Raw genomic sequence first — 26,902 nt, 5'->3', positions numbered from 1 at the left:
GCACGCATAAAAAAACGCCACGCGGTTGCTCGCGTGGCGTTTCTGTTTGCAGCGCCGTTGTGCAGCCCTGCTGCGCAGCCGGTCGGCGCTTGATCGAACCGCCTACTGCCCGGCGATCGTCATCCGTTCGATCAGCACCGAGCCCGTTTCCTTGGTGCCGCGCGTGATCGTATCCGCGCCGATCGCGACGATATGGCGGAACATCTCCTGCAAGGTGCTCGCCACCGTGATTTCCTCGACCGGATACTGGATCTTGCCGTTCTCGACCCAGAAGCCCGACGCGCCGCGCGAATAGTCGCCCGTCACGTAGTTCACGCCCTGCCCCATCAGTTCGGTCAGCAACAGGCCCGTGCCGAGCTTCTTCAGCATTTCTTCGAAGTCGTCTCCCGGGCGCGTCTTCGAGCTGCGCAGCGACAGATTGTGCGAACCGCCGGCGTTGCCGGTTGTCTGCATGCCGAGCTTGCGCGCCGAATAGGTGGACAGGAAGTAGCCTTCCACCACGCCGTCCTTCACCACCGAACGCTGTTTCGTACGCACGCCCTCTTCGTCGAACGGTGCGCTGCCCATCGCACGCGCGACGTGCGGATCTTCGACCACCTGGACGTGCGGCGCGAACACCGGCTTGCCGAGGCTATCGACGAGGAACGAGGTCTTACGGTACAGCGCGCCGCCGCTCGTGGCCTGGACGAACGCGCCGAGAATGCCGGCGGCGAGCGGCGCTTCGAACAGCACCGGCACCTTGCGCGTGTCGAGCCCGCGCGCGCCGATGCGCGACAGCGCTCGTTGCGCGGCGTAGCGGCCCACCGCTTCCGGATCGGCGAGGTCGGCCGCGCTGCGGGTCGACGTGTACCAGTCGTCGCGCTGCATGTTGCGCGCGCTGCCGGCGATCGGCGCGCAGGCGATGTAGTGGCGCGAGTACGGATAGCCCGCAAGGAAGCCGCGCGAAGTGGCCAGCACGAATTGCGAATGCTGCGCCGAGACGCTCGCGCCTTCCGAATTCTTGATCTGCGGATCGGTGGCGAAGGCGGCGTCTTCCGAGCGACGGGCGATTTCCACCGCTTCGTCGGCCGTCAGATTCCACGGGTGATACAGATCGAGATCGCGCGGCGCGGTTTCGAGCAGGTCTGCTTCGGCAAGACCCGCGCAGTCGTCTTCCGCGGTGAAGCGGGCGATGTTGTACGCCGCCGCGACTGTGTCCTTCAAAGCCTGCGACGAAAAGTCCGAGGTGCTCGCGTTGCCGCGCTTGTTACCGATGAACACCGTCACGCCGACCATCTTGTCGCGGTTGTGTTCGATCGTCTCGACTTCGCCGCGCCGCACGGAGACGGACAGGCCGTCGCCTTCGGATATCTCGGTCGCCGCGTCGGTGCCGCCGAGCGACTTCGCGTGACGAAGGATGTCCGAGGCGATTTCCTTCAGTTCATCCTGGGTGTGCGGAAAAAAGCGCTGCTTGACGTCCATGTCTGCTGCCATTGTCGTTGCCGTCCTGTTCGGGGCCGAGCGGCCCTGTGTGTTCGCCCATGCCACGCACGTGCGTGCGCATTTGCAAGTGCATTTGCGTGCGCGTTTGCGTAGTCACGCATCCCGCGATCATAGCAAGGGTTGCGAAGCCGTACCTGGCATTCGCCGCGTCCGCCGGAGCCGGCGAGCGCACTTGTGCACAGCAGCACGGCGGGCCCGGCGTGCGCGGCAAGCTACAATATCGGTATGACACGCAAAACCCGCATTCAACCCATCGAATCCGCCGAGCCGGAAGTCGACGAGAACGGCTACGACCGTCCCAGCAAGTCCCAGCTCAAGCGCGAAATGCACGAGCTGCAGGAACTGGGCTCGGCGCTGATCGCCCTGCCGAAAGACGCGCTCAAGCGCATGCCGATGCCCGAAAAGCTCGACGACGCCGTGCGCGAAGCGCGCCGCATCACCGATCACGAAGGCAAGCGCCGCCAGGTGCAGTACGTCGGGCGCGTGATGCGCTCGCTGCTGGACGGGGAAACCGCCGCCCTGCGCACCGCGCTCGACACCTATAACGGCGTCAACAAGGCGGAAACGGCCAAGCTGCACTGGATCGAGCGCACCCGCGAGAAACTGCTCGCCGACGACGCCGCGCTGACCGAATTCATCCGCCAGCACCCGAACGCCGATCCGCAGCAGGGCCGCACGCTGATCCGCAACGCCCGCAAGGAGGCGCAGCAAAGCAAGCCGCCGCGCTACTTCCGCGAGCTGTTCCAGTGGATCAAGAACGCCGACGGCCCGTCTGCCGACACCGATTCCGATGCAGAAGACGTGCTGGAAGACGACGATGACGACCGCGACGCGTAAGGCTACACGTAATCATCCGGACGAAATCGTGATCGGCCTCGTGTCGATCAGCGACCGGGCGTCCACCGGCGTGTATGAGGACAAAGGCATACCGGCGCTGCAGGAATGGCTCGGCGCCACCCTGACCTCGCCGTTCCAGGTGGTCACCCGCCTGATTCAGGACGATGCGCCCACCATTTCCGCCACGCTGATCGAACTGGTCGACGAAGTGGGTTGCGATCTGGTGCTGACCACCGGCGGCACCGGCCCGTCGCGCCGCGACGTGACGCCGGAAGCGACTTTGGCGGTGGCGACCAAGGAAATGCCGGGTTTCGGCGAGCAAATGCGGCAAATCAGCCTGAATTTCGTGCCGACCGCGATTCTGTCGCGCCAGGTGGCGGTGATCCGCGAAACCGCGGATCACGCGGCGCTGATCATCAACCTGCCGGGGCAGCCGAAGTCGATCAAGGAAACGCTGGAAGGTTTGCGTGACGCAGACGCTGGCCGCGCCGTGAAGGTGCCGGGGATTTTCGCCGCGGTGCCTTACTGCATCGACCTGATCGGCGGCCCGTATGTGGAAACGAACGCCGACGTGGTGAAAGCGTTCCGGCCGAAGAACGCGGTGCGCGCGCCCCGGCAGGGTTGAAGCTGAAACGACGGCTGATGGATTATTCCGCGGCCGGCGTTTCCGGCACCTGCGAGGCCGCCGGAATCAGGAAGTGCTCGCGGTAGTACTTCAGTTCGTCGATCGATTCATGGATGTCGGCCAGCGCCGTATGCATGGCGCGTTTCTGGAAACCCTTGTAGATCGCCGGCTGCCAGCGGCGGCACAGTTCCTTCAGCGTGCTGACGTCCAGATTGCGGTAATGGAAGAAGCGCTCCAGATCCGGCATCCAGCGCGCCATGAAGCGGCGGTCCTGGCAGATCGAGTTGCCGCACATCGGCGATTTGCCGGGCGGTACATAAGCGCTAAGAAAGTCGCGAATCTGTTCCGTGGCGTCCGCTTCGCTCACCGTCGACGCCTTCACGCGGTCGATCAGCCCCGAGCGGCCATGCGTGTTCTGATTCCACTGATCCATTTTGGCGAGCGTTTCGTCGCTCTGATGAATCGCCAGCACCGGCCCTTCGACCAGGCGGTCGAGCGTCGAATTCGTCACGACCACCGCGATTTCGATGATGCGGTCGGTGTCCGGTTCGAGCCCGGTCATTTCCATGTCCAGCCAGACGAGATTCATGTCGCTGCGCACGAGCGGCGGCTGTTCGGTGGAGTCGAGGATGTCAGTCATGAAGGCAACCCTGATGGCCGGGCAGACGGCTTCTCCGGAAGCGCGCTTGCCGCGGCGATTGTTCGTATGAGATTGGTTTGAGCCGGCTTGGGCCTGCATGGGCCGGGTTTGAGCCGGGTTTGATCTTATCCCCCCGCCGCCGGGCGGGAAGAAACATATAATTCTCGCATAGATACCACGGAATCCCCGGATGCCTACCCTGTACTTCACTGTTCTGTTCGTCGTCGCCGTCGTGGCGATGGTCGGCACCAAGCTGTGGCTCGCGTCGCGGCAGATCCGCTTCGTCGCCGGCCATCGCGAGCAGGTGCCGAGCCAGTTTGCCGGTACCATCGCGCTCACCGCGCACCAGCGCGCCGCCGACTACACCGTCGAACGCACGCGCCTCACCATGATCGAGATCGTCGTCGGCGCGGCCGTGCTGATCGGGCTGACGCTGCTGGGCGGCGTGCAGGCGCTCGATCTCGCGATCTCCGACTGGCTGGGCCGCGGCTACGCCGGCCAGATCGCGCTGGTCGCGGCGGTGATCGCGATTACCAGCGTGATCGATCTGCCGTTCGAGTACTACCGGCAATTCGTGGTCGAGCAACGCTTCGGCTTCAACCGCATGAGCAAGGGCATTTTCTTCCTCGACCGCCTCAAAGGCGTCCTGCTCGGTGCGGCGTTCGGCCTGCCGCTGCTGTTCGTCGTGCTGTGGCTGATGAACCAGGCGGGCAGCCTGTGGTGGCTGTGGACGTGGATCGTGTGGGTCGCGTTCCAGTTGCTCGTGCTGGTGCTGTATCCGTCGTTTATCGCGCCGCTCTTCAACAAGTTCGAGCCGCTCAAGGACGAAGCGCTGAAAAGCCGCATCGAAGCCCTGATGCAGCGCTGCGGTTTCGCCGCAAAGGGTCTGTTCGTGATGGACGGCAGCCGCCGTTCGGCGCACGGCAATGCGTATTTCACCGGCTTCGGCGCGGCCAAGCGGATCGTGTTCTTCGACACGCTGCTCGCGCGCCTGTCGGGCAACGAGATCGAAGCGGTGCTCGCGCACGAACTCGGCCACTTCAAGCGCCGTCACGTGATCAAGCGGATGGTCGTCATGTTCGCGATCAGCCTCGTGATGCTCGCCCTGCTCGGCTGGCTGACGCAATGCGTGTGGTTCTATGAAGGACTGGGCGTGCGGCCGTCGCTGATCGGCGGCAATAGCGGCCTCGCGCTGGTGCTGTTCTTCCTCGCGCTGCCGGTGTTCCTGTTCTTCGTCACGCCGCTCGGCAGCCTCAGCTCGCGCAAGCACGAGTTCGAGGCCGATGCCTTCGCCGCGACGCAAACCGATGCGCAAGACCTCGTCAACGCGCTCGTCAAGCTGTATGAGGACAACGCATCGACCCTGACGCCCGATCCGCTCTACACCGCGTTCTATTACTCGCATCCGCCGGCGTCGCAGCGGATCGACCGCCTGCTGCGGCACGCATGAGCGGCCGCTCCCCGAAAGCGCCGCGCGCGCCGTCCAGCACGCGCGTAGGCGGTCTGGTGATTGCCGCTCATGGGCGGCACTACCTGGTCGCGCCGGAAGACGGCAGCCCGATGCTCCAGTGCTTCCCGCGTGGCAAGCGTAGCGAAGTGGCGGTCGGCGATCGCGTGATTTACGAACCGACTTCGGCGGATCAGGGTGTGATCGTCGAGATCGGCGAGCGGCGCAATCTGCTGTATCGCTCGGATCAGTACAAGTCGAAACTCTTTGCCGCGAATCTCGACCAGTTGCTGATCGTGCTCGCAACCGAGCCGCATTTCAGCGAGGACCTGCTCGGCCGCGCGCTTGTCGCCGCCGAGGCAAACGAGTTGAAGCCGTTGATCGTGTTGAACAAGATCGACGTGACCGGCGCGCTGGAGGGCGCGCGCAGGCGGCTCGAACCGTACCGCGCGCTCGGCTACACCGTGGTCGAAGTGTCGATCAAGACGCAGCCTGATGCCGCGCGCCCCGCGTTGCTCGAGCATCTGCAAGGTCATTCGACGCTGCTGCTCGGCCAGTCGGGCATGGGCAAGTCGACGTTGGTAAATCTGCTGATTCCCGATGCCGAAGTCGCGACGCGCGAGATCTCGACCGCGTTGAACAGCGGCCGACACACCACCACGTTTACGCGGCTCTACCCTTTGCCTGGATCCGATGGCGGGGCGTTGATCGATTCGCCGGGCTTCCAGGAATTCGGCCTGCATCATCTGACCGAAGGCCGGCTCGAACGCGCGTTTCCCGAGTTCCGGCCGCTGCTGCCGAACTGCCGCTTCTACAACTGCCATCACCTGCAGGAGCCGGGCTGCGCGATTCTCGAAGCTGTCGCCGATGGCGGGATCCGACGCGAACGGCATGCCCTGTACGCGCAACTGGTGCACGAAGCCAGCCAGATCGTGCGCTAACGCGCGCCGCTGTCAAACCATGGATTCACGATGAAATTGATGCGCGCGCCGAATCTGATCATCGGACAGCATTGGGTCAATGTGCTGGAGACGGCGGGTATCGCTTGCGAGTTGCATAACCGTTATCTGAACGGCGCGCTCGGCGATATTCCGGCGGATCAGTGCGCACCGGAGCTGTGGCTTGTGGATGAGCGCGATGAGGTGATGGCGCGGCGGTTGATCGATGCGGCTTCACATGGCCCGGCGGCGGGGTCGCCTTCGTGGCGATGCCGTCAGTGCGGGGAGACGCTCGAGGCGCAGTTCACGGTGTGCTGGCAGTGTGGGACGGCGCGTGATCCGCTGGATGGATGAAGCGGTTGGAGCGCATCAGGCAAGCCACACCGCGATCGTCAGCATCAGCAGCAAAATCATCCACAGCACCACCGCACGCCACACCAGACCCACCGCCGATTGCAGCGTGCGCGGCGTGCAGTCGTCGCCGACTGACATCGGGCCGCCGTCGCCGGTGGTCAGCGCATCGAGGCTCGAGGGTTCGGCAAGCGGCCCGCTCAATCGCGCGCCCAACGCGCCGCTGCCCGCGGCCAGCAACACGCCGTCGTTCGCATCCGGCCACTGACGCGCATGGTTGCGCCATGCATAAATCGCGTCTTCGAAATTGCCGACAATCGCAAAGCCCAGCGACGTGAGCCGCGCCGGCACCCAGTCGATCACGAAGAAAGCACGTTGCGCGAAGCTCGAAAACGCCGCCGTGCGATCGTCGGCCGGCCGTGCCCATGCACGCGCCAGATATTCGGCGATCCGATACAGCACCGCGCCCGCCGGCCCGACCGGAATCAGGAACCAGAAGAACACGCCGAACACATGCCGATGCGAGGCGACCACCGCGTGAATCAGCGTATGACGCACGATCTCGCTAACGGGCATATCCACGGTATCGAGCCCGGTCCATTCATTCAGGATTTCACGGGCGCGCGGCACGTCGTCGTTATTCAACGCGAGGTGGATATCCGTGAAGTAATGGCTGAACTGCCGGAAACCGAGCGTGAAGTACAGCACCGCGACGTTCCACAGGAACGCCAGCGCGAAGTGAATGTGATACAGCACGTAGTAGATAAGCGCGACGGCCAGCGTCCAAGGCACCACCACCACCAGCCACGCGAGCAAGCCATGCTTGGGCTTGCCGGCATCGAATCCGTGCGCCGCCGACTCCGCATGGTATTGAAGCAATGCCGCCACCGGATTGTTCAGCGACAGCGCGCGGACCTGTTCAATAATCAGAGCCAGCAATACGGAGAAAAAAGTCATGCGATGCGCCGTGCTTTTCGAGTTTTTACGATTGTTTTATAACGATAGCACAGGGTCGGATGCCACTGAGCACGGACGTTGACAAACACCCAACAAGTGCACAACCCGCGGCGATTCAAGCCGCGAGAAAGCGATAGAAGTTGCGCAGCATCGCCGCCGTCGCGCCCCAGATGAAATAGTGGCCGCCCACCTGCCCCTCGCGATCCGCCGCTTCCGCCGACGCGGGCCGCGGATAGGGCATGGCGAAAAAGCGACGCTGGCCACCTTCGTAACGAAACACGCGCTCTTCGTGATGCGCGGGGTTCATCAGAAAAGCGAGCGGCACTTCGAAGACTTCGGCCACTTCGAACGCATCCGCTTTCAACGTGAAGGGCGGATGCACCAGACCGATCACAGGCGTCACACGAAAACCGGTGCCCGTCAGATAGTCGGGCAACGCACCGAGAATTTCAACGCGCGACGGATCGAGACCGACCTCTTCCTGCGCCTCGCGCAACGCCGTGGCGGTTGCATCCGCGTCGAACGGTTCGTGACGGCCGCCGGGAAAACTCACCTGGCCGGCGTGGTCGTTCAGATGGTCGGCACGTTGAGTCAGGAGCACGGTGAGGCCGTTGTCGCGTACGACCAGCGGCACCAGCACAGCGGCAACGCGCGGATCGACGTGCTGATCGCGCCACGGTGCTTCGATAATCGGCTCAGGCGTCCAGCTCAGACGCTGCTCGAAGCGCGCACGCAGACCGTCGGGCGTCAGGCGCCCGGCAACCACCGGTGGCAGATCGGCACCCGTCGCTTCGACAGGTAGAGTTTCAGGCTCAAAGGCGGGGCGGATCAACGGGTCTCTCGGAATGAGCGGATAGGGGACATTCCGCTATTTTGACCTGGCAAACAAAAAAGCACCCGCGAGGGGTGCTTTTTCTTACAGCTTTTACGCTTCCGGAGCAGCGCGGTCTTTCTTTGCGACCAGCTTTTCCTTGATTCGAGCCGACTTGCCCGAACGGTCGCGCAGGTAGTACAGCTTCGCACGACGCACATCGCCACGACGCTTCACGACGATGCTTGCCAGCAGCGGCGAGTACGTCTGGAACGTACGCTCGACGCCTTCGCCCGACGAAATCTTGCGGACGATGAACGACGAATTCAGACCACGGTTACGCTTGGCGATCACGACGCCTTCGTAAGCCTGAACACGCTTACGCGTACCTTCAACCACGTTCACGCTGACGATCACCGTATCGCCGGGGGCGAATTCGGGGATGGTCTTCTCGCCGAGGGCGCGGCCGATTTCTTCCTGCTCGAGTATTGCAATCAGATTCATCACTGACTCCTATGTCCATCTTGTCGGCGTTCGTACCTGCCTCACAGAAACTGCTTGGCTACGGCCCCGATAGAGGATGGGTTCACATCTGGCGCCGTACACGCATGTGCGGCACCGCCTATGTCCGCTCGAAAGCCCAAGGCTTTACGCCTTCGACACTTCCTTCGCGAGACTCGTAAGCCATGCCTCGTCGGCACGGCTCAACATCTTGTTCTTTCTGGCCTTCACGATCAAATCGGGCCGCTTGTTCAACGTGTTACGCAAGGCTTCACGCCGACGCCACGCTTCGATTTCCGCATGATGGCCGCCAAGCAGCACATCAGGCACACGCACGCCGTCGTATTCCTCCGGACGCGTGTAATGCGGACAATCCAGCAGCACGTCGACGAAACTATCCTGCACCGCCGATTGCGAGTCGTTCAGCACGCCGGGCAACTGACGCACCACGGCATCCATCAACGCCATCGCCGGCAATTCGCCGCCGGACAGCACGAAGTCGCCGAGGCTGACCTCTTCATCGACGACACGGTCGAGCAAACGCTGATCGATCGCTTCATAGCGCCCGCACAACAGGATCAGACCGGGCTCGGCCGCGAACTGCATGACACGATCGTGATTCAGCGTGGCGCCTTGCGGCGACATCATCACGACGCGCGACGCGCCGATGCCCTGCTCCGCCTGCGCCGCTTTCGCCGCGCCGATCGCGTCTTCCAGGGGCTTGGCCAGCATCACCATGCCGGGGCCGCCGCCGTAGGGGCGATCGTCGATTGTGCGGTAGTTGTCGGTAGTGAAATCGCGTGGATTCCACGTGCGCAACCCGTAGCGCTCCTGCTTCGCCGCACGGCTGGTGATACCCCAGTCGGTCAGCGCACGAAACATGTCAGGAAAGAGCGTCACGACATCGAACTGCATCGCTCTCTCCAGTCAGCGAGTTATTTAGTAATCGGTTTCCCAGTCGACGATGATCTGCTTCGCCGCCTGATCCACCGTTTTGACAAAGACGCCGACGAACGGGATCAAACGCTCGCCGGTGACCGGCTTACCGCTTTTGTCGGTATCCGGATATTCGATGCGCAACACCGAGTGCGCACCGTTGTCGATCATGTCTGCAACCTTGCCGAGGTGGACCCCGGCAACGTTCACCACATCCAGGCCGAGCAGGTCGACCCAGTAGAATTCGTCGGCCTCGAGGGCCGGAAATTCGCTGCGGCTGATATAGACGCGCGTGCCGCGCAGTGCCAGTGCCACATCGCGGTCAGCTACGCCGCCCAGATGGGCAACGATACTGTCGCTATGCGTTTTTGCCTGTAATGACGGCGCCGACTTGCGCTCGTGGCCTTTCAGCAACCACCAGCGCTTCGCGCTCAGCAATGCGTCGCCGCCGTGCCCGGCATCCGCATGCGCGGCTACCTTGACCCAGCCTTTGAGGCCGTAAGCGTCGACTATTGCACCGACCTCGACCGCATCGGCCGGCCAGCTTTCCACCGTTTCCGCTCGCATTTCTGCTGCGCTGGAAGCGGCGTTTGCAACTTTGGCTTTCGCCTGCCCTTCGGTCGCTTCGACCGGCTTGCGGACGAATGCACCGAACGGCGCCTGACCAGACGTCTTCGCGCGCGGGGCTGCCGCCTTTGCCTTTACGCGACCTGAATTGCCGGAATCACGTTCAGACATAAGAGAACCTCGCTGCCAACTTCGACGTCTGCTTCAGCAAAACTCGCGCATCGGACTGCTCACGCAAGCTGCGCGAGCCGCCGGCCGAACCGACGACGATACGCATGCTAGCTACCATTAAGCAGCCGGCTGCGCCTTTTGCGCTTCTTTCACGAGACGCTGAACGGTCGGCGACAGTTGTGCGCCAACACCTTGCCAGTACGTCAGGCGGTCTTGAGCGATACGCAGCGACTCACCCTTCGTAGCGACCGGGTTGTAGAAGCCAACGCGTTCGATGAAGCGGCCGTCACGACGGTTACGCGAATCGGTTGCGACGATGTTGTAGAACGGGCGCTTCTTGGAGCCGCCACGAGCCAAGCGGATGATGACCATACTAGAATCCTTGAAAACCGGGGTTCGGAACGACTGAAACACGCGATTATAGCGGGAAACCGACGCCATAACAAACACTTACCGGGATAAACTGCACGACGGGGTTGTGCCGTCCATACAGGCACAGGCCTCGAATCGCGCCGAGACGCCCGAATTACCTGACGGAGCGCCCGTGAAACGCCTGCCGCCATCTGCGTTTTTTCTCGCTTCATTCGCCGTCTTTCGGCGAGTTGCCCGCTTTTCGCTGATTACAGGCTTTTCGCGTGCCGCCCGCATTCAGGCCCTGCGAGCAGGCGCTGCCTTGTTGCTCGCCGCCACGGCCCTGCCGGTGCTGGCCGCGCTACCGGTCGAGCGCATCAAACTGCCGCCCGGCTTCCACATCGAGGTCCTCTCGGACGCCGTACCGAGCGCGCGGGCCATGGCGCTCTCACCGAAGGGCATTCTTTATATAGGCAGCCTTGACGGCCACGTCTACGCGCTCGAATTGCAGAGTGGACGCGTCACGGCTCGCCACGTGGTCGCCTCCGGCCTGGAAACGCCGGCGGGCGTGGCGTGGCGGGATGGCACGCTGTACGTCTCCGCAGTGTCGAAAATTCTACGCTTTGACGCGATTGACGCTCATCTGAATGATCCGCCCAAGCCGGTCGTGGTCACCGACACACTGCCGACAGAGACCCATCATGGCTGGAAATTCATCGCTTTCGGGCCGGATGGCAAGCTGTACGTGCCGCAAGGCGCGCCCTGCAACGTCTGCCTGAAAGACCGCGACCGCTTTGGGATGATCGGCCGCATGGACCCGGACGGCAGCCATTATGAAATCGTGGCGCGTGGCGTTCGCAACTCAGTCGGTTTCGCGTGGCATCCGGTGACACATGAGTTGTGGTTCACCGACAACGGCCGCGACCTGATGGGCGACGACGTACCGGACGACAAACTCAACCGCGCGCCGCGTGCAGGCATGGATTTCGGCTTTCCGTACTGCCATGGCGGCGACACGCCCGACCCCGAATTCGGCAAGGACCATCCATGCAGCGCCTTCACACCGCCGGTTGTCAAACTCGGCGCGCACGTCGCCTCGCTCGGCATGCGCTTTTACAGTGGCTCGATGTTCCCGGCCGCGTATCGCGACAATATTTTTATCGCCGAGCACGGCTCGTGGAATCGCAGCAAGAAGGTCGGCTACCGCGTCGTGCGGGTGATTACCAACCCGGACGGCAGCAACGCGCACCAGGAGGTCTTTGCCGAAGGCTGGCTCCAGCCGGGCGAAGCGGTATGGGGCCGCCCCGCCGACGTGCAGCCGATGCCCGACGGCTCACTCCTGATCAGCGACGACTACGCCGGCGCGGTCTATCGCGTGACCTATTCCGCGCCTCAGCCTTAGCCGTAAGCGCGCCGCGGGCGTAGAATGCGCGTCGGCCCACGCCCACCGACGCCCCGCTCCTTTTCGACAGCCTGTCACTCTGCCCTCGCCTACATGTCCACCCTTGCTTCGACTTCCTCGTATTTCAGATCCAAGACGATTACCGCCGCGCTGGCCTTCTTCTTCGGCAGCCTCGGCGCCCACCGCTTCTATCTGTACGGCTTGCGCGACATCTACGGCTGGGCGCACTTGCTCGGCACGTTGATCGGGATTCCGGGCGCCATGCTGGTGGTGGCGAGCGAACGGGCCTCGATGCTCGGCTGGGTGCTCGCGTTTTTCGGCGCCGTCTCGCTGCTCTCAGCCTTTCTGGCCGCGATCGTCTATGGCCTGCGCCCGGATGAAAAATGGGACGCGCAGTTCAACGTGCAAACCCAGTGCAAAAGCCGCTCTGGCTGGACCGTCATTTTCATCGTGATCTTTTCGCTGCTGATCGGCGCGTTCCTCCTCATGACGGGCCTCGCGATCTCGTTCCAGACTTACTTCGAAGGTCAGGTGCAAGCCGCCAAAGCGCTGTCGCAATGACCCACCGCGCGCCGCGCTAAAAGAGCCTCAATTGTGGATTGTCGCGCGGCGGCAGTTCAGTGCGCACCGGCTCAACCCGGCGAAAATGCGACATATCGAGAATGCCGCGGTCGCGCCGGTTTAGCCCGAGCCGGCGCACAGCATTGTGGAAGCGCTGCTTCAGCAGGTCCGCCCACAAGCCTTCCCCCTTCATTCGAGTGGCGAAGTTCGAGTCGTAGTCCTTCCCGCCCCGCATATCGTGCACGCGACTCATCACCCGATCAGCCCGATCGGGAAAATGCGCCGCGAGCCAATCCTTGAATAGCGGCGCAACTTCCCAAGGCAAACGCAGCACGATGTAGCTCGCATTGCTTGCGCCGGCCTCTGCACAGGCTTCCAGCACACGCTCCATGTCCGGCTCGGTGACGAAGGGAATCACCGGCGCGATGCTGACGCCAACCGGAATGCCCGCCTCGCTCAACGTACGGATCGTGCGCAATCGACGCGACGGCGTGGCGGCACGCGGCTCAAGCGTGCGCGCGATCTCGGCGTCCAGCGTGGTGATCGTGATAGCCGCCATGAACTGCCCGCGCGCCGCCATAGGTGCGAGCAGATCGATATCCCGCTCGATCAGCGACGATTTGGTGATCGCCGCGAACGGATGGCCGCGCTCGCTGAGCACTTCGATCACTCGCCGGGTGAGGCGCAAATCGCGCTCGACGGGTTGCCAGGCGTCGGTATTGACGCCGAGCGCGATCGGCTCCGGGACATAGGACTTCTTCGACAACTCGCGCTCGAGCAACTCCGGCGCATTGATCTTCGCGTAGATGCGGCTTTCGAAGTCGAGCCCCGGCGACAGCCCTAGATAACTATGTGTGGGCCGCGCGAAGCAGTAGATGCAGCCATGTTCGCAGCCCCGATACGGATTGAGCGACACGCTGAACGGAATATCCGGCGACGCGTTGCGCGTGAGAATGGTTTTGGCCCGCTCTTCGAAAACCTGCGTGCGTAAAACCTTGGGCTCGCCGTCTTCCTCCGGCGACGAAAGCCAGCCGTCGTCCACCACTTCACGCTGGTCGACTTCGTAACGGCCTTGCAGGTTCGTCACCGCACCGCGCCCCTTGCGAGGCGTGGGCGGAGCAATCGGAAATTCGTTGGCGGAGTGGGTGTCGGAATCGGTCACGGCTGGAGCACGCAAAATGCAAAACGGCGCAAAACACCTGTATAAATATACAGTGTTTACGCCGTTTGTCGAGTCCAGCTGCGCAACTCCCGCGCGAGCTAATCGCCAACCGCAATCGTCAGCGTTTCCTTGATCTCTTCCATCACCACGTAGCTCTTCGACTGCACCGCGCCGGGCAGTTGCAGCAGGATGTCGCCCAGCAGTTTGCGGTAGTCGGCCATTTCGCCGATGCGCGCCTTGATCAGATAGTCGAAGTCGCCCGAGACGAGGTGGCACTCCAGCACCTCGGGGATCTTCTGCACCTCGCGGCGGAACTGGTCGAACATGTTGCCGCTTTTGTGATCGAGCGTGATCTCGACGAACACCAGCAGCGCCGCGCCCAGTTCAGCCGGGTTCACGCGCGCGTGGTAGCCGGTGATCACGCCGTCGCGCTCCATTCGCTTGACACGTTCGATGCACGGCGTGACGGACAGCCCGACCTGCTCGGCGAGATCTTTCATCGCCATCCGGCCGTCCTGCTGGAGGAGCCGCAGGATCTTGTGATCGAGTTTGTCGAGAGCCCGGATCGGTTGGCGCTGTGTACGCATGGTGTTTTTGCTGAAAATCTTGAAAATACAATAACAAAACCTACCTGACTGTTAATAGTATAGCGGTTATCACTGGGCGATCCGCGTTACACCTCGTTAATCGAACGAATTCAAACGAATCGACAAGCGCACCGCCCTCAGACCTCTTATTGAACATCCTGGAGCAGCTATGCGAGTCGTCGTTTTGGGCAGTGGCGTTGTCGGAGTGACGAGTGCTTATTACCTCGCGCGCGCCGGTCATGAAGTGACCGTCATCGATCGCGAGGCCGGCCCGGCGCTCGAAACCAGCTTTGCCAATGCCGGCCAGATCTCGCCGGGCTACGCGTCGCCGTGGGCCGCGCCGGGCGTGCCGCTGAAGGCCGTCAAGTGGATGTTCCAGAAACATGCGCCGCTCGCGATCCGTCTCGACGGCACACAATTCCAGTTGCAATGGATGTGGCAGATGCTGCAGAACTGCACGTCGGCGCGTTATGCGGTGAACAAGGGCCGCATGGTCCGCCTCGCCGAATACAGCCGCGATTGTTTGCAGGCGCTGCGCGCCGAAACGGGCATCCAGTACGAAGGCCGCACCGGCGGCACGCTGCAGGTGTTCCGCACGCAACAGCAGTTCGACGGCGCCGCGAAAGACATCGCCGTGCTGCGGGACGCCAACGTGCCGTATGAACTGCTGTCGCCGGCCGAACTCGCGCAAGCCGAACCGGCGCTCGCCGCGGTCTCGCACAAGCTGACGGGCGGCCTGCGCCTGCCGGGCGACGAAACCGGCGACTGCCAGATGTTCACCACGCGCCTCGCCGCGATGGCAGAGCAACTGGGCGTCAAATTCCGCTACAACACGCCGATCGACTCCCTCGCCATGGCGGGCGACCGCATCGCCGGCGTGCAGTGCGGCGACGAACTGGTGCGCGCGGATTCGTTTGTCGTAGCGCTCGGTTCGTACTCGACCAAATTCCTGTCCGGTCTCGTGAAGATTCCGGTCTACCCGCTCAAGGGTTATTCGATCACCGCGCCGATCGTCAACGAAGCATCCGCGCCGATTTCGACCGTGCTCGACGAAACGTACAAGATCGCGATCACACGCTTCGACGACCGGATTCGCGTCGGCGGCATGGCGGAGATCGTCGGCTTCGACAAGTCGCTGCGCCAGGCGCGCCGCGAAACGTTGGAACTGTGCGTGAACGATCTGTTTCCGGGCGGCGGCGATACGTCGAAGGCTACGTTCTGGACCGGCCTGCGTCCGATGACGCCGGACGGCACGCCGATCGTCGGCCGCACCCCCGTGCCGAACCTGTTCCTGAACACGGGTCACGGCACGCTGGGCTGGACGATGTCGTGCGGCTCGGGTCAACTGCTGGCCGATGTGATGTCGAGCAAGCAGCCGGCTATCAAGGCGGATGATCTGTCGGTGCATCGCTATCTCGGCGAGATCGGCGGTGCGCATCGTCCGGCTTATGCCTAAGGTTTAATGTTTTAACGCTTCGCGAGCGGTTATGCCGGTTTGTCATCGTAGACGGACCGGCCTGACAAAGAAAAACGGCGCCTCGAAAAGGGCGCCGTTTTTCTTTTTACACACGAGTTTTTGCTACATCGCTCAATAGAAGCAGCGCAACATCAGAACTGATCTTCCGACAACGCCAGCACACTCTCCCCACCCTTCGCGCTGACGATCGAAGCTTCCAACGCCGAAGCCAGCGGCAGCACATGCTCAGCATAGAACTGCGCGGTGGCGATCTTCGCGCCATAGAACGACGGATCTTCAGCGCGCTTTTCAGCCGCCACGAGCAACGCACGCGCCATCTGCCAGCCGCCCAGGACAACGCCCGCCAGCTTCAGATACGGCACGCTGCCGGCGAACACCGCGTTCGGATCGCTCTTCGTGTTAGTGACTACAAAATCGACCGCAGCGCTCAGCGAACGATGCCCTTGGCCCAGATACTTCTTCATCGATTCGAACGCAGCGCCTTGCTGCGCGCCGAGTGCTTCGATCGTTTCAGCCACGTCGGCCAGCAGCGCCTTCGCCACCTTGCCACCGTCGCGCACGGTCTTGCGGCCGATCAGGTCATTGGCCTGGATCGCGGTCGTCCCTTCGTAGATCGGCAGAATGCGCGAGTCGCGGTAGTACTGCGCGGCGCCGGTTTCTTCGATGAAGCCCATGCCGCCATGTACCTGCACGCCAAGGCTCGTCACATCGATCGACAGCTCCGTGCTCCAGCCCTTCACGATCGGCACGAGGTATTCGTAAATCGCCTGATGCTCGGCGCTCTTCGCTTCGTCGGGATGACGATGTGCGATATCGCAGTGAGCCGCGGCGACATACGCCAATGCGCGCGATGCTTCGGTGAGACCACGCATCGTGGCGAGCATGCGGCGCACGTCCGGGTGCTGAATGATCGCCACGGATTGCTTCGCGGAGCCATCCACCGGCCGGCTTTGCACGCGATCCTTCGCATACGCCACAGCCTTTTGATACGCACGATCCGACACGGCAACACCTTGCATGCCCACCGCGAAACGCGCCGCGTTCATCATGATGAACATGTACTCGAGGCCGCGATTTTCTTCGCCGATCAGATGGCCGATCGCGCCGCCGTGATCGCCGAATTGCAGCACCGCGGTCGGGCTCGCCTTGATGCCGAGCTTGTGCTCGATCGACACGCAATGGACGTCGTTACGCTCCCCGAGCGAGCCGTCTTCGTTGATAAGAAACTTCGGCACGATGAAAAGCGAAATACCCTTCACGCCTTCCGGTGCATCAGGCGTGCGCGCCAGCACGAGATGGGCGATGTTCTTCGCCATGTCGTGCTCGCCCCACGTGATGAAAATCTTCGTGCCGAACAGCTTGAACGAACCATCGCCCTGCGGCTCGGCGCGCGTGCGCACCAGCGCGAGATCGGAGCCGGCTTGCGGCTCGGTCAGGTTCATCGTGCCGGTCCACTCGCCGGAAATCAGCTTGGGCACGTAGGTTTGCTTCTGCTCTTCGCTGCCCGCCGTGAGCAGCGCCTCGATGGCGCCATCCGTGAGCAGCGGACACAGCGCGAACGACAGGTTCGACGCGTTCAGCATCTCGATACAGGCGGTGGCGATCAGCTTGGGCAGACCCTGGCCTTCGTAGTCGACCGGATGTTGCACGCCTTGCCAGCCGCCTTCGCCGAACTGGCGGAATGCGTCCTTGAAACCGGGCGTGGCGGTGACCACGCCGTCTTTCCAGCTACTCGGATTGCGATCACCTTCGACGTTCAGCGGCGCCAGCACTTCGCCGCATAGTTTCGCCGATTCTTCGAGCACGGCCTGAGCCGTGTCGAGGTTTGCATCTTCGAAGCCCGGCAGCGTCGCGATATCTTCGAGACCGGCCAGTTCTTTCATCACGAACAGCATGTCCTTGATGGGCGCCGTATAGCTCATTTCAGTTCTCCTCCTGCCTGTCGATAAAAAAAGGGCGCCGGACTTGATAGGTCCTGCGCCCTCTCGTGTGCTGCCAGACGCCTTTTAACCGGCGCTGAGGCGCTTAGCCGAGCTCGCTAACGAGTTCCGGCACGAGCGTAAACAGGTCACCCACCAGACCATAATCAGCGACGCTGAAAATCGGCGCTTCCGCGTCCTTGTTGATCGCCACGATGACCTTCGAGTCCTTCATGCCGGCCAGATGCTGGATCGCGCCCGAGATGCCGACAGCGATGTACAGTTGCGGCGCGACGATCTTGCCGGTTTGACCGACCTGATAGTCGTTCGGCACGAAGCCCGCATCGACAGCTGCACGCGAGGCGCCCAGCGCTGCGTTCAGCTTGTCCGCCAGCGGCTCGAGGACCTTCGTGTAGTTCTCGCCGTTGCCCAGACCACGGCCACCCGAGACAATGATCTTCGCCGAGGTCAGCTCCGGACGGTCCAGCTTTGTCACTTCACGGCTCACGAACTGCGAGAGGCCCGTATCAGCTGCCGCGTCGATCTTCTCGACCGTTGCGCTGCCGCCTTCTGCTGCCACCGGGTCGAAGCCGGTCGTGCGAACCGTGATGACCTTGATCGGATCTTGAGATTGAACCGTGGCGATCGCGTTGCCTGCGTAGATCGGGCGCTCGAACGTGTCGGCGCTGTCCACTGCGGTGATGTCGCTGATCTGCGCGACGTCGAGCTTCGCGGCGATGCGCGGTGCGATGTTCTTGCCGTAGGCGGTCGCCGGCGTCAGGATGTGCGTGTAGTCCTTCGCGATGTTCATCACGGTTGCCTGGACGTTTTCCGCCAGACCCGCTTCGAGTTGCGCCGCGTCGGCCAGCAGGACCTTCGAAACACCTGCAATCTTCGCTGCCGCATCCGCCGCGGCTTGTGCGTTGTGCCCTGCGACCAGCACGTGGATATCGCCACCAATCTTCTGCGCGGCTGCAATCGTGTTCAGCGTCGCGGCCTTAATCGACGCGTTGTCGTGTTCTGCAATAACCAGATTCGTCATTTCGTCCGTCTCCTCACAGCACCTTGGCTTCGGTCTTCAGCTTCTCAACCAGCGTCTTCACATCCGGCACCATCACACCGGCAGAGCGCTTCGGCGGCTCGACGACTTTCAGCGTCTTCAGGCGCGGCGTCACATCAACACCGAGGTCTTCCGGCTTGATGACTTCCAGCGGCTTCTTCTTGGCCTTCATGATGTTCGGCAGCGTCACATAGCGCGGCTCGTTCAGGCGCAGATCGGTCGTGATCACAGCGGGCAGCGTCAGCGACAGCGTTTCAGCACCACCATCCACTTCGCGCGACACCGTAGCCTTACCGTCAGCGACGACAACCTTCGAGGCGAAGGTAGCTTGCGGCAGGTTCGCCAGTGCAGCCAGCATCTGGCCGGTCTGGTTCGAATCGTCGTCGATGGCCTGCTTGCCGAGAATAACCAGCCCAGGCTGTTCCTTGTCGACCAGCGCCTTGAGCAGCTTGGCGACCGCCAGCGGCTGCAGTTCTTCGCCCGACTCGATCAGGATCGCACGGTCCGCGCCGATTGCCAGCGCCGTGCGCAGCGTTTCCTGCGCTTGCGTCACACCGGCCGACACGGCGATCACTTCGGTCGCCACGCCCGCTTCGCGCAGACGAACGGCTTCTTCAACCGCGATTTCGTCGAACGGATTCATCGACATTTTCACGTTCGCGATGTCGACGCCCGTGCCGTCCGATTTCACCCGGACTTTCACGTTGTAATCGACCACTCTCTTGACTGGCACCAGGATTTTCATGCACACGCTCCAAAGTTACGAATACGTCAACCCAACGAACATTATAGCGACTGCCCTCATGGCAGCCTTGTCGCGGGCGCTCTAGCAGAAGGATATCGCTCCTCAGCGGCGTGACGGCAATAACGAACGATCGTTCTATTTTAATCTCGAAAAAACCCGGGAGACAACCCCGGGTTAAGACCTACGACTCTAATTTTGCATTGCCGTCGTGTCTTGTCAGGCGAAACGGCCGAAAAACGGCCGTCGAATCACCAGGCGGTGATCACCGCCCCACCAAACTTGCTTTCGACAAACTGCTTCACTTCCGGCGAATGATACGCCGCGACCAGCTTCGCAACCCACGGCTTGCTCTTGTCAGCTTCGCGGATTGCGATGATGTTCACGTACGGACCCTTCGGGTCTTCGATCGCGATGGCGTCCTGCTTGGGCTTCAAATCCGCTTCCATCGCAAAGTTCGTATTGATCGCGGCGGCGTCCACGTCGTTCAGCGAGCGCGGGATCTGCGCTGCGTCGAGTTCGACGATCTTCAGCTTCTTCGGGTTGTCGACGACATCGAGCGGCGTCGCCTTGAGACCCGCGTCCGCGCGCAGCTTCAGCAGACCTTGCTTCTGCAGCAACAGGAGTGCCCGGCCGCCATTGGTCGGATCGTTCGGCACGGCGATCTTCGCGCCCGGCTGCAATTCAGCCAGCGTCTTCACCTTCTTCGAATAGATGCCCATCGGGTACGTGACCGTATCGGCAACACGAATCAGCTTGTAGCCGCGGTCCTTCACCTGGGCCTGCAAGTACGGGTCATGCTGGTAGCTGTTTGCGTCCAGGTCGCCACCGGCGAGCGCCGCGTTCGGCTGCACGTAGTCGGAGAACTCGACGATCTTGATGTTCAGACCGTTCTTCGCCGCGACCGTCTTCACGACTTCCATGATCTGCGCGTGCGGGCCGCCGGTGACGCCGACCTTGATCGTGTCTTCAGCGTGAGCCGTGGTGGCGGCAGCGAACAGCGACGCGGCGCCGAGTGTGGCGGCCAGCTTGAGAACGAAACGACGTTGCATGATGGACCTTTTCCGAATCTATCGATTCTGTTGTTTACTTATGGCTCAAACGACGCACGAGCCAATCCCCGAACGACTGCACCAGTTGCACGAAGACGATCAGGATCACCACGACCGTCACCATCACTTCCGGCAAGAAACGCTGATACCCGTAACGAATGCCCAGATCGCCGAGCCCGCCGCCGCCGATCGCACCAGCCATCGCCGAGTAGCCGACCAGCGAGACAAACGTGATCGTCAAACCGGCGACCACACCCGGCAGTGACTCCGGCAACAGCACCTTGAAAACGATCTGGCTGGTGGTCGCGCCCATCGCCTGCGCCGCTTCGATCAGACCGCGATCGACTTCGCGCAAAGCCGTCTCGACCAGACGCGCAATGAACGGCGCCGCGGCGATCGTCAGCGGCACCACGGCCGCAGCCGTACCGATCGACGAACCCACCACGAGACGCGTGAACGGAATCACGGCAACCAGCAAGATGATGAACGGCGTGGAACGCACGGCATTGACGATCACGCCCATCACGCGGTTCACTGCGATGTTCTGCAAGACGCCCTGACGGTCCGTCAGATACAGCAGCACGCCCAGCGGCAAACCGACCGCTGCGCCGACCAGTCCGGAGATGCCCACCATCACAAGCGTTTCCCAGAACGACTGGACGAACATATCGAACATTTCACTCAACATACGACAGCTCCTCTACCACAACACCCTGTTCGCGCAGATAGGTCAGCGCCTGTGCGACCTTCGCCGGTTCGCCGCCCGCGAGCACCGCGAGCGAGCCGAACGCCTGCCCCTGGATCTCGTCGATTTGGCCATGCAGGATGTTGAAGTCGAGTTCGTAGCGGCGAATCGTTTCCGACAGGATCGGCTGATCGACACCCGAACCGGTGAACGCCAGGCGCAACAAATGGCCGCTGCCGGTCTTCAGGCGTTCGGCCACGCGTGCCTTCATCGCGGGCGGCAGTTCCTGTGCGATCACGTCGCCGATCAGCGCGCGCGTCACTTCATGATGCGGTTGCAGGAACACGTCGATGACCTTGCCCTCTTCGACCACACGGCCGGCATCCAGCACCGCGACGCGGTCGCAGACCTGCTTGATCACGTCCATCTGGTGCGTGATCAGCACAATCGTCAGGTTCAGTTCGCGATTGATGCGCTTGAGCAGATCGAGGATCGAGCGCGTGGTTTCGGGATCGAGCGCCGACGTCGCTTCGTCGGAGAGCAGCACCTTCGGCTTGCTCGCCAACGCACGCGCGATACCCACACGTTGCTTCTGCCCGCCGCTGATCTGCGCCGGATAACGATCCTTCTGCGCCGACAGGCCGACCAGTTCGAGCAGCGGCAGCACGTTCGCCTCGATCTCGTCGCGCTTCATGCCGGCGAGTTCGAGCGGCAACGCCACGTTCTCGTAAACCGTGCGCGACGACAGCAGGTTGAAGTGCTGGAAGATCATGCCGATTTCGCGACGCGCCTCGCGCAACTGCGCGGCGGGCAGCGTCGTCAGATCACGGCCGCTGACGACGATGTTGCCTTCGCTCGGGCGCGTCAGCAGGTTGATGGTGCGCACGAGCGTACTCTTGCCCGCGCCGCTGCGGCCGATGATGCCGAACACCTCACCCGCCGGAATCGACAGATTGACGTTATGCAGCGCTTCGACCCAGCCCCGGGGTCCGGCGAACCGCTGAGAGATATTGCGTATTTCGATCATGGAAAAACGAAACGGCGGAGTTTGCCAACGAGCGTTATGCGCTCCCGACAAGCGGCCGCCGTTGCTTTTATTGGGATTTGAGGCCGCAATTCTACCGCAGCGTCGTCATTCCCTTTAATAATCAATTTCGATCTTTTCATAACCACAGAGCATTAGAGGCGTGCCCGGCGCGAGATGCTCGCGCGTGCGCACCTGCTGCGACTATGATCGGGCGAATCGAAATCAGGCCCCATCCAGGATAAACGGCAGCTATGGAAACAACCCGATCCGGCAATGTGCGTCCCGCAGCGGCCGCGCCAAAAGGCGGCGCCGCGCTGCGCTCCACGGTCACGACGAGCGACGGCATCGAACTGCCGTTGTATCGCTGGCCCGCCACGACACCGCTGCGCGGCACGGTCGCGCTGGTGCACGGGCTCGCGGAGCACGCCGGGCGTTACGCAGCACTGGCGGATCGGCTGAACTCGGCCGGCATCGAACTCGTCGCTATCGATTTGCGCGGACATGGGCATGCGCCGGGCAAACGCGTGTGGGTCGACCGGTTTGACGACTATCTGCTCGACGCACAGGCCTTGCTCAATGAAGCGGCAACCAGTTGTGCACCGCTGTTCCTGATGGGCCACAGCATGGGCGGCGCAGTTGCTGCGCTTTACGCGATCGAGCGACTCGAGGCAAGCGGGCGTCGGCTAAGCGGTCTGATCCTGTCGAGCCCCGCGCTCGCGCCCGGCCGCGATGTGCCGCGCTGGATGCTCAAGGTGAGCCAGGTGATCAGCCGCATCTGGCCGACCTTCCCGGCGATGAAAATCGACGCGGCTTTGCTTTCGCGTCTTCAAACGGTGGTGAACGCCAATCGCAATGATCCGCTGGTTCATCACGGCGCGATTCCGGCGCGCACAGGCGCGGAGTTGTTGCTGGCGATGGCGCGCATCGAACGCGGCCGTGCGGGACTACGCGTGCCGCTGCTGGTGTATCACGGCACTGCCGACAAGCTCACCGAGCCCGAAGGCAGCCGTGATTTCGGCGCGCATGCGGGTTCGCCGGACAAAACGCTCACGATGCACAAAGACAGCTACCACGAGACGATGAACGATCTCGACCGGGATCGGGTGATCGGCGCACTGATCGATTGGATCGAAAAGCGTTTGCCAAAAACCTGAGCGCCGGACGGCGTGTCGACATGGACAAACAGAGTTCAGTGGGTCGACGCGAGGACGACGCTCCAAGTTTCAGCATTGGCCGGCATTTAGAACGCTCAAGTATCTGGACGAGTGATACGGGGGCGGACTTCGACAAGAACGGCCCAGCCCGGCTAGCGCTTCCAGTCAGGCGCCCGTTTGTCGATGAACGCCTGCACGCCTTCGAGCGCGGAGTCGTCCATCATGTTGCAAGCCATGGTCTGGCCGGCTAACTGGTACGCTGCTTCGATCCCCATTTCGAGCTGGCGATAGAACAGCCCCTTGCCGGCGCTCACCGCTTCGACGGGTTTCGCGCAGATGCTCTTCGTGAGCCGCGCGACCTCTGCATCGAGCGCGTCCGCCGGCGCAATGCGATTCACCAGTCCCTGCTGCTTCGCCTGGAGAGCGTCGATGAAATCGCCGGTGAGCAGCATTTCGAGCGCCGCCTTGCGCGACAGATTGCGCGACAGCGGCACCGAAGGCGTCGCGCAGAAAAGACCCAGATTGACACCCGAGACGGCAAAGCGCGCGGTGTCGGCAGCGACTGCCAGATCACACATCGCGACCAGTTGGCAGCCGGCCGCCGTGGCGATGCCGTGCACACGCGCGATCACCGGTTGCGGCGAGCGCTGGATCGTCAACATCAGTTTCGTGCAGCGCGCGAACAAGGCCTGGTAGTAAGCCAGCGACGGCGCCGCGCGCATTTCCTTCAGATCGTGCCCCGCGCAGAACGCGCGACCGGCGCCGGCGATCACCACCACCCGCGCGTTGGAGTCCGCCAGCGCCGTCAGCGTCGACTGCAATTCGTCGAGCAAGGCTTCGGAGAGCGCGTTGAAGGCATCGGGCCGGTTCATCGTCAAACGGACGACACCCGGCACGCCGTAGGCGTCGTGTTCGATTTCGACCAGCGACGCACTGCGCACCTCGGCATTCATGGCTCGCTCCTCGTTGAATTCGTGCATTTCACGACGTTCGCGCAGCTTTTGTCGCGTGACAACTCAGATCCCGGCCAGCGAGCGCACGTGCGCCACCACGCTGCGCCCCAGCGCCGACAGGTTGTACCCGCCCTCGAGACAACTGACGATCCGTCCCTGCGCATAGCGCTTCGCGATCTCGCGCACCTGATCGGTGATCCATGCGTAGTCGTCTTCGACGAGGCCCATGTTGCCAAGATCGTCCTCTCGATGCGCATCAAAGCCGGCCGAGATGAAGATCATCTCCGGCTTGAATTCATGCAGGCGCGGCAGCCACATCATGTCGACCGCCTCGCGCACCGCCATGCCTTTCGAGCGTGCCGGCATCGGCACATTGCACATGTTGGGCGCCTGATTGTCAGCGCCGCTGAACGGATAGAACGGGTGCTGGAAGATGCTGCACATCAGCACGCGCGAATCGCCCGAAAAGGCTGCTTCGGTGCCGTTACCGTGATGGACGTCGAAATCGATGATCGCCACGCGCTGCATGCCATGCACTTCAAGTGCGTGACGCGCGGCGATCGCGACGTTGTTGAAAAAGCAGAAGCCCATTGCACGCGCCGGCTCCGCATGGTGGCCCGGCGGGCGCACGCTGCAGAACGCGTTGTCGTAGCGGCCTTCGATCACGGCGTCGGTCGCGGCCACCGCAGCGCCAGCCGCGCGCAACGCGGCCTGCAACGTGTGCGGGTTCATGGACGTGTCGGGATCGATTTCGGCAAGACCTTCCACGGGCGACTTGCTGCGGACGTAATCGATGTGGGCTTGCGTATGCACGCGCAACAGCGCGGCTTCATCGGCGAGCGGCGGCGACTCGCGCTCGATCAGCGAGTCGATGCGGCTCGCGATCAATTGATCTTCGATTGCCTGCAGGCGCGCCGGGCATTCGGGATGCCATTGCCCCATATCGTGCAGCAAACAATCTGCGTGGGAATAAAAGGCTGTTGCCATGATTCTCGTCTGCGGCGCGGCGCTTTCTCAGCGCGCGCGGCGTGTCTCCGTCCATGGGCGCACACACTGGGCGCGCCAACATTTGCCAAGTTACCACACCATGCGACTGTGACGCGCTGGGCACAGTTTTGCAGAAAGCGTCGGGTATACTGCCCTGTCCGTTTCCCCCTGTCTCTTTCGCACTGCGCCCCTAGCTCACTATGACCGTCAAGCTTGCTCTGTCTGCACGAAACCGGCTACGCATGAAGACCCTAGCCGCCGCACTGTCCGTCGCATCGTGCATGTTCATGGCAACCAGTCCGGCGATGGCGCAAAGCGCCGCGAAAAAGCCGCCGGTGCTGCTCGCGCAAAGCCAACCGCAACCGGCAGTGCCGCAAGGGCAAACCTTCGAAGAAGAGATCATCCCGCAGCGCTACGCGAATAACCCGAATGTCGACGCGTTCATCAGCGACATGTCCGCGCGCTATGACTTCGACGAAGCCGCATTGCATGCGTTGTTCGCTCGCGTGAGCTATTCGGCTACCGCGGTCAAGCTCGTCACACCGTCGCCCTCCCCGACGATCAAGAACTGGCGCGTGTATCAGTCGCGCTTTCTCGACCAGGTGCGCATCAACGCCGGCGTGCGCTTCTGGCGCGCCAACCAGGCCACGCTGCAACGCGCCTATGAAGAGTTCGGCGTGCCGCCGGAAGTGATCGTCGGCATCATCGGCGTGGAGACGATCTATGGGCGCTTCATGGGCAACTTCCGCGTGCTCGACGCGCTGACCACGCTCAGTTTCGACTATCCGAACACCGCCAATCGCGCGGATCGCCAGGCGACCTTCCGCAAGAATCTTGAAGATTACCTGGTCTGGACGCGCGATTCGCAAATCGATCCGACCACCGTGCTCGGCTCCTACACCGGCGCGATCGGCATTCCGCAGTTTCTGCCGAGCAGCATCGTGCAATACGCGGTGAGCTACGACGGCAACAAGCAGATCGATCTGCGCACAAGCCAGGCGGATGCGATCGGCAGCGTGGCGAATTATCTGCGCCAGAACGGCTGGGAAAACGGCCGGCCGGTGGTGTGGAAGATCGGTACGGACGCCGGCAGCCTGGGCGTAGCGCAAGCGGCCGCCGACGGTAAGCCGGAGCCGCATTGGCCACTGGATCAATTGCTCCGTGCCGGACTGCTGCTGAACGAGCCGGGCGTCGATATCGCGACGGAAGCCGGCACGCCGGTGACCGTGGTGGATCTGCCGTCGCCGGGGCGTGGCACCGAGTACATGCTGGGCCTGAAGAACTTCTATGTCCTCACGCGCTATAACCGCAGTTTCTTCTACGCACTGGCGGTTTATCAATTGGGCGAGCGGGTCAAGGCTCAGATGGAAGCAAGCGACGCGGCGAACGCCAGCAGCAATGCTGCGCCGCCGGTCGCGGCCTCGCAATGAGCTGAGCGGCGGCGGTTGTCAGGCACTCGGTTGCCAGACACTCACCGCGTCACGAACGGGTAGCAAGCGACATAAAAAAGCGCCGGTTAG

The 26,902-nt window shown here is 62.5% G+C and carries 28 protein-coding genes; 10 read left to right on the top strand and 18 right to left on the bottom strand.

All coding sequences use genetic code 11. The features are described 5' to 3' along the window. Positions 1 to 102: 102 nt before the first annotated feature. Positions 103 to 1,473, bottom strand: a complete 1,371-nt coding sequence (gene pmbA, locus M0D67_RS18030; protein WP_054036131.1) for a metalloprotease PmbA — start codon at positions 1,471 to 1,473, stop codon at positions 103 to 105. Between the two features lie 234 nt (positions 1,474 to 1,707). On the opposite strand from pmbA, the gene yjgA reads away from it, so the two are divergent. Continuing rightward, on the top strand, positions 1,708 to 2,319 hold the full coding sequence (yjgA, locus tag M0D67_RS18025) for a ribosome biogenesis factor YjgA (protein ID WP_154560609.1): 612 nt from the start codon (positions 1,708 to 1,710) through the stop codon (positions 2,317 to 2,319). Next, complete coding sequence (gene mog, locus M0D67_RS18020; protein ID WP_171925362.1) at positions 2,300 to 2,944, top strand: molybdopterin adenylyltransferase; 645 nt, start codon at positions 2,300 to 2,302, stop codon at positions 2,942 to 2,944. The genes yjgA and mog overlap by 20 nt, the downstream gene beginning before the upstream one ends. A gap of 22 nt (positions 2,945 to 2,966) precedes the next feature. On the opposite strand, the gene orn is transcribed toward mog, so the two are convergent. Beyond that, positions 2,967 to 3,584 carry an oligoribonuclease gene (gene orn, locus M0D67_RS18015; protein WP_154560607.1) on the bottom strand — a complete coding sequence of 206 codons (618 nt, stop codon included), beginning with the start codon at positions 3,582 to 3,584 and terminating at the stop codon, positions 2,967 to 2,969. A gap of 190 nt (positions 3,585 to 3,774) precedes the next feature. Here orn and M0D67_RS18010 point away from each other — a divergent pair, with 190 nt between their 5' ends. Genes M0D67_RS18010 through M0D67_RS18000 form a run of 3 tightly spaced genes read left to right on the top strand, consistent with a single transcriptional unit; the run spans position 3,775 to position 6,323 of the window. Continuing rightward, positions 3,775 to 5,034 carry a M48 family metallopeptidase gene (locus M0D67_RS18010; RefSeq protein WP_171925363.1) on the top strand — a complete coding sequence of 420 codons (1,260 nt, stop codon included), beginning with the start codon at positions 3,775 to 3,777 and terminating at the stop codon, positions 5,032 to 5,034. Further along, the gene (rsgA, locus tag M0D67_RS18005; protein WP_154560605.1) at positions 5,031 to 5,972 is read left to right on the top strand and encodes a ribosome small subunit-dependent GTPase A; all 942 of its coding nucleotides are present in this window, start codon (positions 5,031 to 5,033) and stop codon (positions 5,970 to 5,972) included. The genes M0D67_RS18010 and rsgA overlap by 4 nt, the downstream gene beginning before the upstream one ends. Before the next feature lie 30 nt (positions 5,973 to 6,002). Continuing rightward, positions 6,003 to 6,323: a DUF2007 domain-containing protein gene (locus tag M0D67_RS18000; RefSeq protein ID WP_093640613.1), complete on the top strand. Its 321-nt coding sequence runs from the start codon at positions 6,003 to 6,005 to the stop codon at positions 6,321 to 6,323. Between the two features lie 15 nt (positions 6,324 to 6,338). On the opposite strand, the gene M0D67_RS17995 is transcribed toward M0D67_RS18000, so the two are convergent. From M0D67_RS17995 to rpsP, 6 genes are all read right to left on the bottom strand, one after another. Then, positions 6,339 to 7,277, bottom strand: coding sequence for a CobD/CbiB family protein (locus tag M0D67_RS17995; RefSeq protein ID WP_154560604.1), 939 nt, complete (start codon positions 7,275 to 7,277; stop codon positions 6,339 to 6,341). 115 nt (positions 7,278 to 7,392) lie between these two features. Continuing rightward, positions 7,393 to 8,109, bottom strand: coding sequence for a CoA pyrophosphatase (locus tag M0D67_RS17990; RefSeq protein WP_154560603.1), 717 nt, complete (start codon positions 8,107 to 8,109; stop codon positions 7,393 to 7,395). 93 nt (positions 8,110 to 8,202) lie between these two features. Then, positions 8,203 to 8,592 (bottom strand): 50S ribosomal protein L19, encoded by a 390-nt coding sequence (gene rplS / locus M0D67_RS17985; RefSeq protein WP_012433948.1) that lies wholly within the window; start codon positions 8,590 to 8,592, stop codon positions 8,203 to 8,205. A gap of 144 nt (positions 8,593 to 8,736) precedes the next feature. After that, complete coding sequence (gene trmD, locus M0D67_RS17980) at positions 8,737 to 9,504, bottom strand: tRNA (guanosine(37)-N1)-methyltransferase TrmD (protein WP_054036120.1); 768 nt, start codon at positions 9,502 to 9,504, stop codon at positions 8,737 to 8,739. 24 nt (positions 9,505 to 9,528) lie between these two features. Beyond that, the gene (gene rimM, locus M0D67_RS17975; RefSeq protein WP_266239330.1) at positions 9,529 to 10,263 is read right to left on the bottom strand and encodes a ribosome maturation factor RimM; all 735 of its coding nucleotides are present in this window, start codon (positions 10,261 to 10,263) and stop codon (positions 9,529 to 9,531) included. Between the two features lie 117 nt (positions 10,264 to 10,380). After that, complete coding sequence (gene rpsP / locus M0D67_RS17970) at positions 10,381 to 10,635, bottom strand: 30S ribosomal protein S16 (RefSeq protein WP_006476550.1); 255 nt, start codon at positions 10,633 to 10,635, stop codon at positions 10,381 to 10,383. A 274-nt stretch (positions 10,636 to 10,909) separates the two neighbouring features. Between rpsP and M0D67_RS17965 the strand changes: the two genes are divergently transcribed. Then, on the top strand, positions 10,910 to 12,016 hold the full coding sequence (locus M0D67_RS17965; protein WP_174825290.1) for a sorbosone dehydrogenase family protein: 1,107 nt from the start codon (positions 10,910 to 10,912) through the stop codon (positions 12,014 to 12,016). Positions 12,017 to 12,109: 93 nt separating this feature from the next. Next, positions 12,110 to 12,577 (top strand): NINE protein, encoded by a 468-nt coding sequence (locus M0D67_RS17960; RefSeq protein ID WP_266239329.1) that lies wholly within the window; start codon positions 12,110 to 12,112, stop codon positions 12,575 to 12,577. Between the two features lie 16 nt (positions 12,578 to 12,593). Here the strand turns inward: M0D67_RS17960 and M0D67_RS17955 are convergent, their stop codons facing one another. Next, positions 12,594 to 13,739, bottom strand: a complete 1,146-nt coding sequence (locus M0D67_RS17955; protein ID WP_171925364.1) for a PA0069 family radical SAM protein — start codon at positions 13,737 to 13,739, stop codon at positions 12,594 to 12,596. 98 nt (positions 13,740 to 13,837) lie between these two features. After that, positions 13,838 to 14,326, bottom strand: a complete 489-nt coding sequence (locus M0D67_RS17950) for an Lrp/AsnC ligand binding domain-containing protein (protein WP_054036112.1) — start codon at positions 14,324 to 14,326, stop codon at positions 13,838 to 13,840. Positions 14,327 to 14,495: 169 nt separating this feature from the next. Between M0D67_RS17950 and M0D67_RS17945 the strand changes: the two genes are divergently transcribed. Next, entirely contained in the window at positions 14,496 to 15,782 is a 1,287-nt protein-coding gene (locus tag M0D67_RS17945) for a D-amino acid dehydrogenase (protein WP_154560599.1), read from the top strand. Between the two features lie 152 nt (positions 15,783 to 15,934). Here M0D67_RS17945 and M0D67_RS17940 read toward each other — a convergent pair whose 3' ends face one another. The 6 genes from M0D67_RS17940 to M0D67_RS17915 form a co-directional block, all read right to left on the bottom strand. Next, positions 15,935 to 17,725: an acyl-CoA dehydrogenase gene (locus M0D67_RS17940; RefSeq protein WP_266239328.1), complete on the bottom strand. Its 1,791-nt coding sequence runs from the start codon at positions 17,723 to 17,725 to the stop codon at positions 15,935 to 15,937. A gap of 103 nt (positions 17,726 to 17,828) precedes the next feature. Continuing rightward, positions 17,829 to 18,764 (bottom strand): electron transfer flavoprotein subunit alpha/FixB family protein, encoded by a 936-nt coding sequence (locus M0D67_RS17935; protein ID WP_154560597.1) that lies wholly within the window; start codon positions 18,762 to 18,764, stop codon positions 17,829 to 17,831. Between the two features lie 13 nt (positions 18,765 to 18,777). Then, positions 18,778 to 19,527, bottom strand: coding sequence for an electron transfer flavoprotein subunit beta/FixA family protein (locus M0D67_RS17930; RefSeq protein ID WP_171925366.1), 750 nt, complete (start codon positions 19,525 to 19,527; stop codon positions 18,778 to 18,780). 248 nt (positions 19,528 to 19,775) lie between these two features. Then, entirely contained in the window at positions 19,776 to 20,576 is an 801-nt protein-coding gene (locus M0D67_RS17925) for a MetQ/NlpA family ABC transporter substrate-binding protein (protein ID WP_266239327.1), read from the bottom strand. 34 nt (positions 20,577 to 20,610) lie between these two features. Next, the gene (locus M0D67_RS17920) at positions 20,611 to 21,264 is read right to left on the bottom strand and encodes a methionine ABC transporter permease (RefSeq protein WP_054037200.1); all 654 of its coding nucleotides are present in this window, start codon (positions 21,262 to 21,264) and stop codon (positions 20,611 to 20,613) included. Beyond that, positions 21,254 to 22,288 (bottom strand): methionine ABC transporter ATP-binding protein, encoded by a 1,035-nt coding sequence (locus tag M0D67_RS17915; protein WP_154566318.1) that lies wholly within the window; start codon positions 22,286 to 22,288, stop codon positions 21,254 to 21,256. The genes M0D67_RS17920 and M0D67_RS17915 overlap by 11 nt, the downstream gene beginning before the upstream one ends. 251 nt (positions 22,289 to 22,539) lie before the next feature. Between M0D67_RS17915 and M0D67_RS17910 the strand changes: the two genes are divergently transcribed. After that, on the top strand, positions 22,540 to 23,442 hold the full coding sequence (locus M0D67_RS17910) for an alpha/beta hydrolase (protein ID WP_171925367.1): 903 nt from the start codon (positions 22,540 to 22,542) through the stop codon (positions 23,440 to 23,442). A gap of 152 nt (positions 23,443 to 23,594) precedes the next feature. Here M0D67_RS17910 and M0D67_RS17905 read toward each other — a convergent pair whose 3' ends face one another. Beyond that, positions 23,595 to 24,395, bottom strand: coding sequence for an enoyl-CoA hydratase (locus M0D67_RS17905; RefSeq protein WP_266239326.1), 801 nt, complete (start codon positions 24,393 to 24,395; stop codon positions 23,595 to 23,597). Between the two features lie 63 nt (positions 24,396 to 24,458). Then, the gene (locus M0D67_RS17900) at positions 24,459 to 25,382 is read right to left on the bottom strand and encodes a histone deacetylase family protein (protein WP_154566315.1); all 924 of its coding nucleotides are present in this window, start codon (positions 25,380 to 25,382) and stop codon (positions 24,459 to 24,461) included. Between the two features lie 242 nt (positions 25,383 to 25,624). Between M0D67_RS17900 and mltB the strand changes: the two genes are divergently transcribed. Further along, a complete protein-coding gene (gene mltB / locus M0D67_RS17895) occupies positions 25,625 to 26,812 on the top strand; it encodes a lytic murein transglycosylase B (protein WP_233465106.1) in 1,188 nt (395 codons plus the stop codon). Positions 26,813 to 26,902: the final 90 nt, after the last annotated feature.

This window comes from Paraburkholderia sp. SECH4 (genome assembly GCF_030511745.1).
Taxonomy (GTDB): Bacteria; Pseudomonadota; Gammaproteobacteria; order Burkholderiales; family Burkholderiaceae; genus Paraburkholderia; species Paraburkholderia madseniana.
The sequence above is the reverse complement of the archived record's forward strand: the minus strand, read 5'-3'. Positions and strand labels throughout refer to the sequence as shown.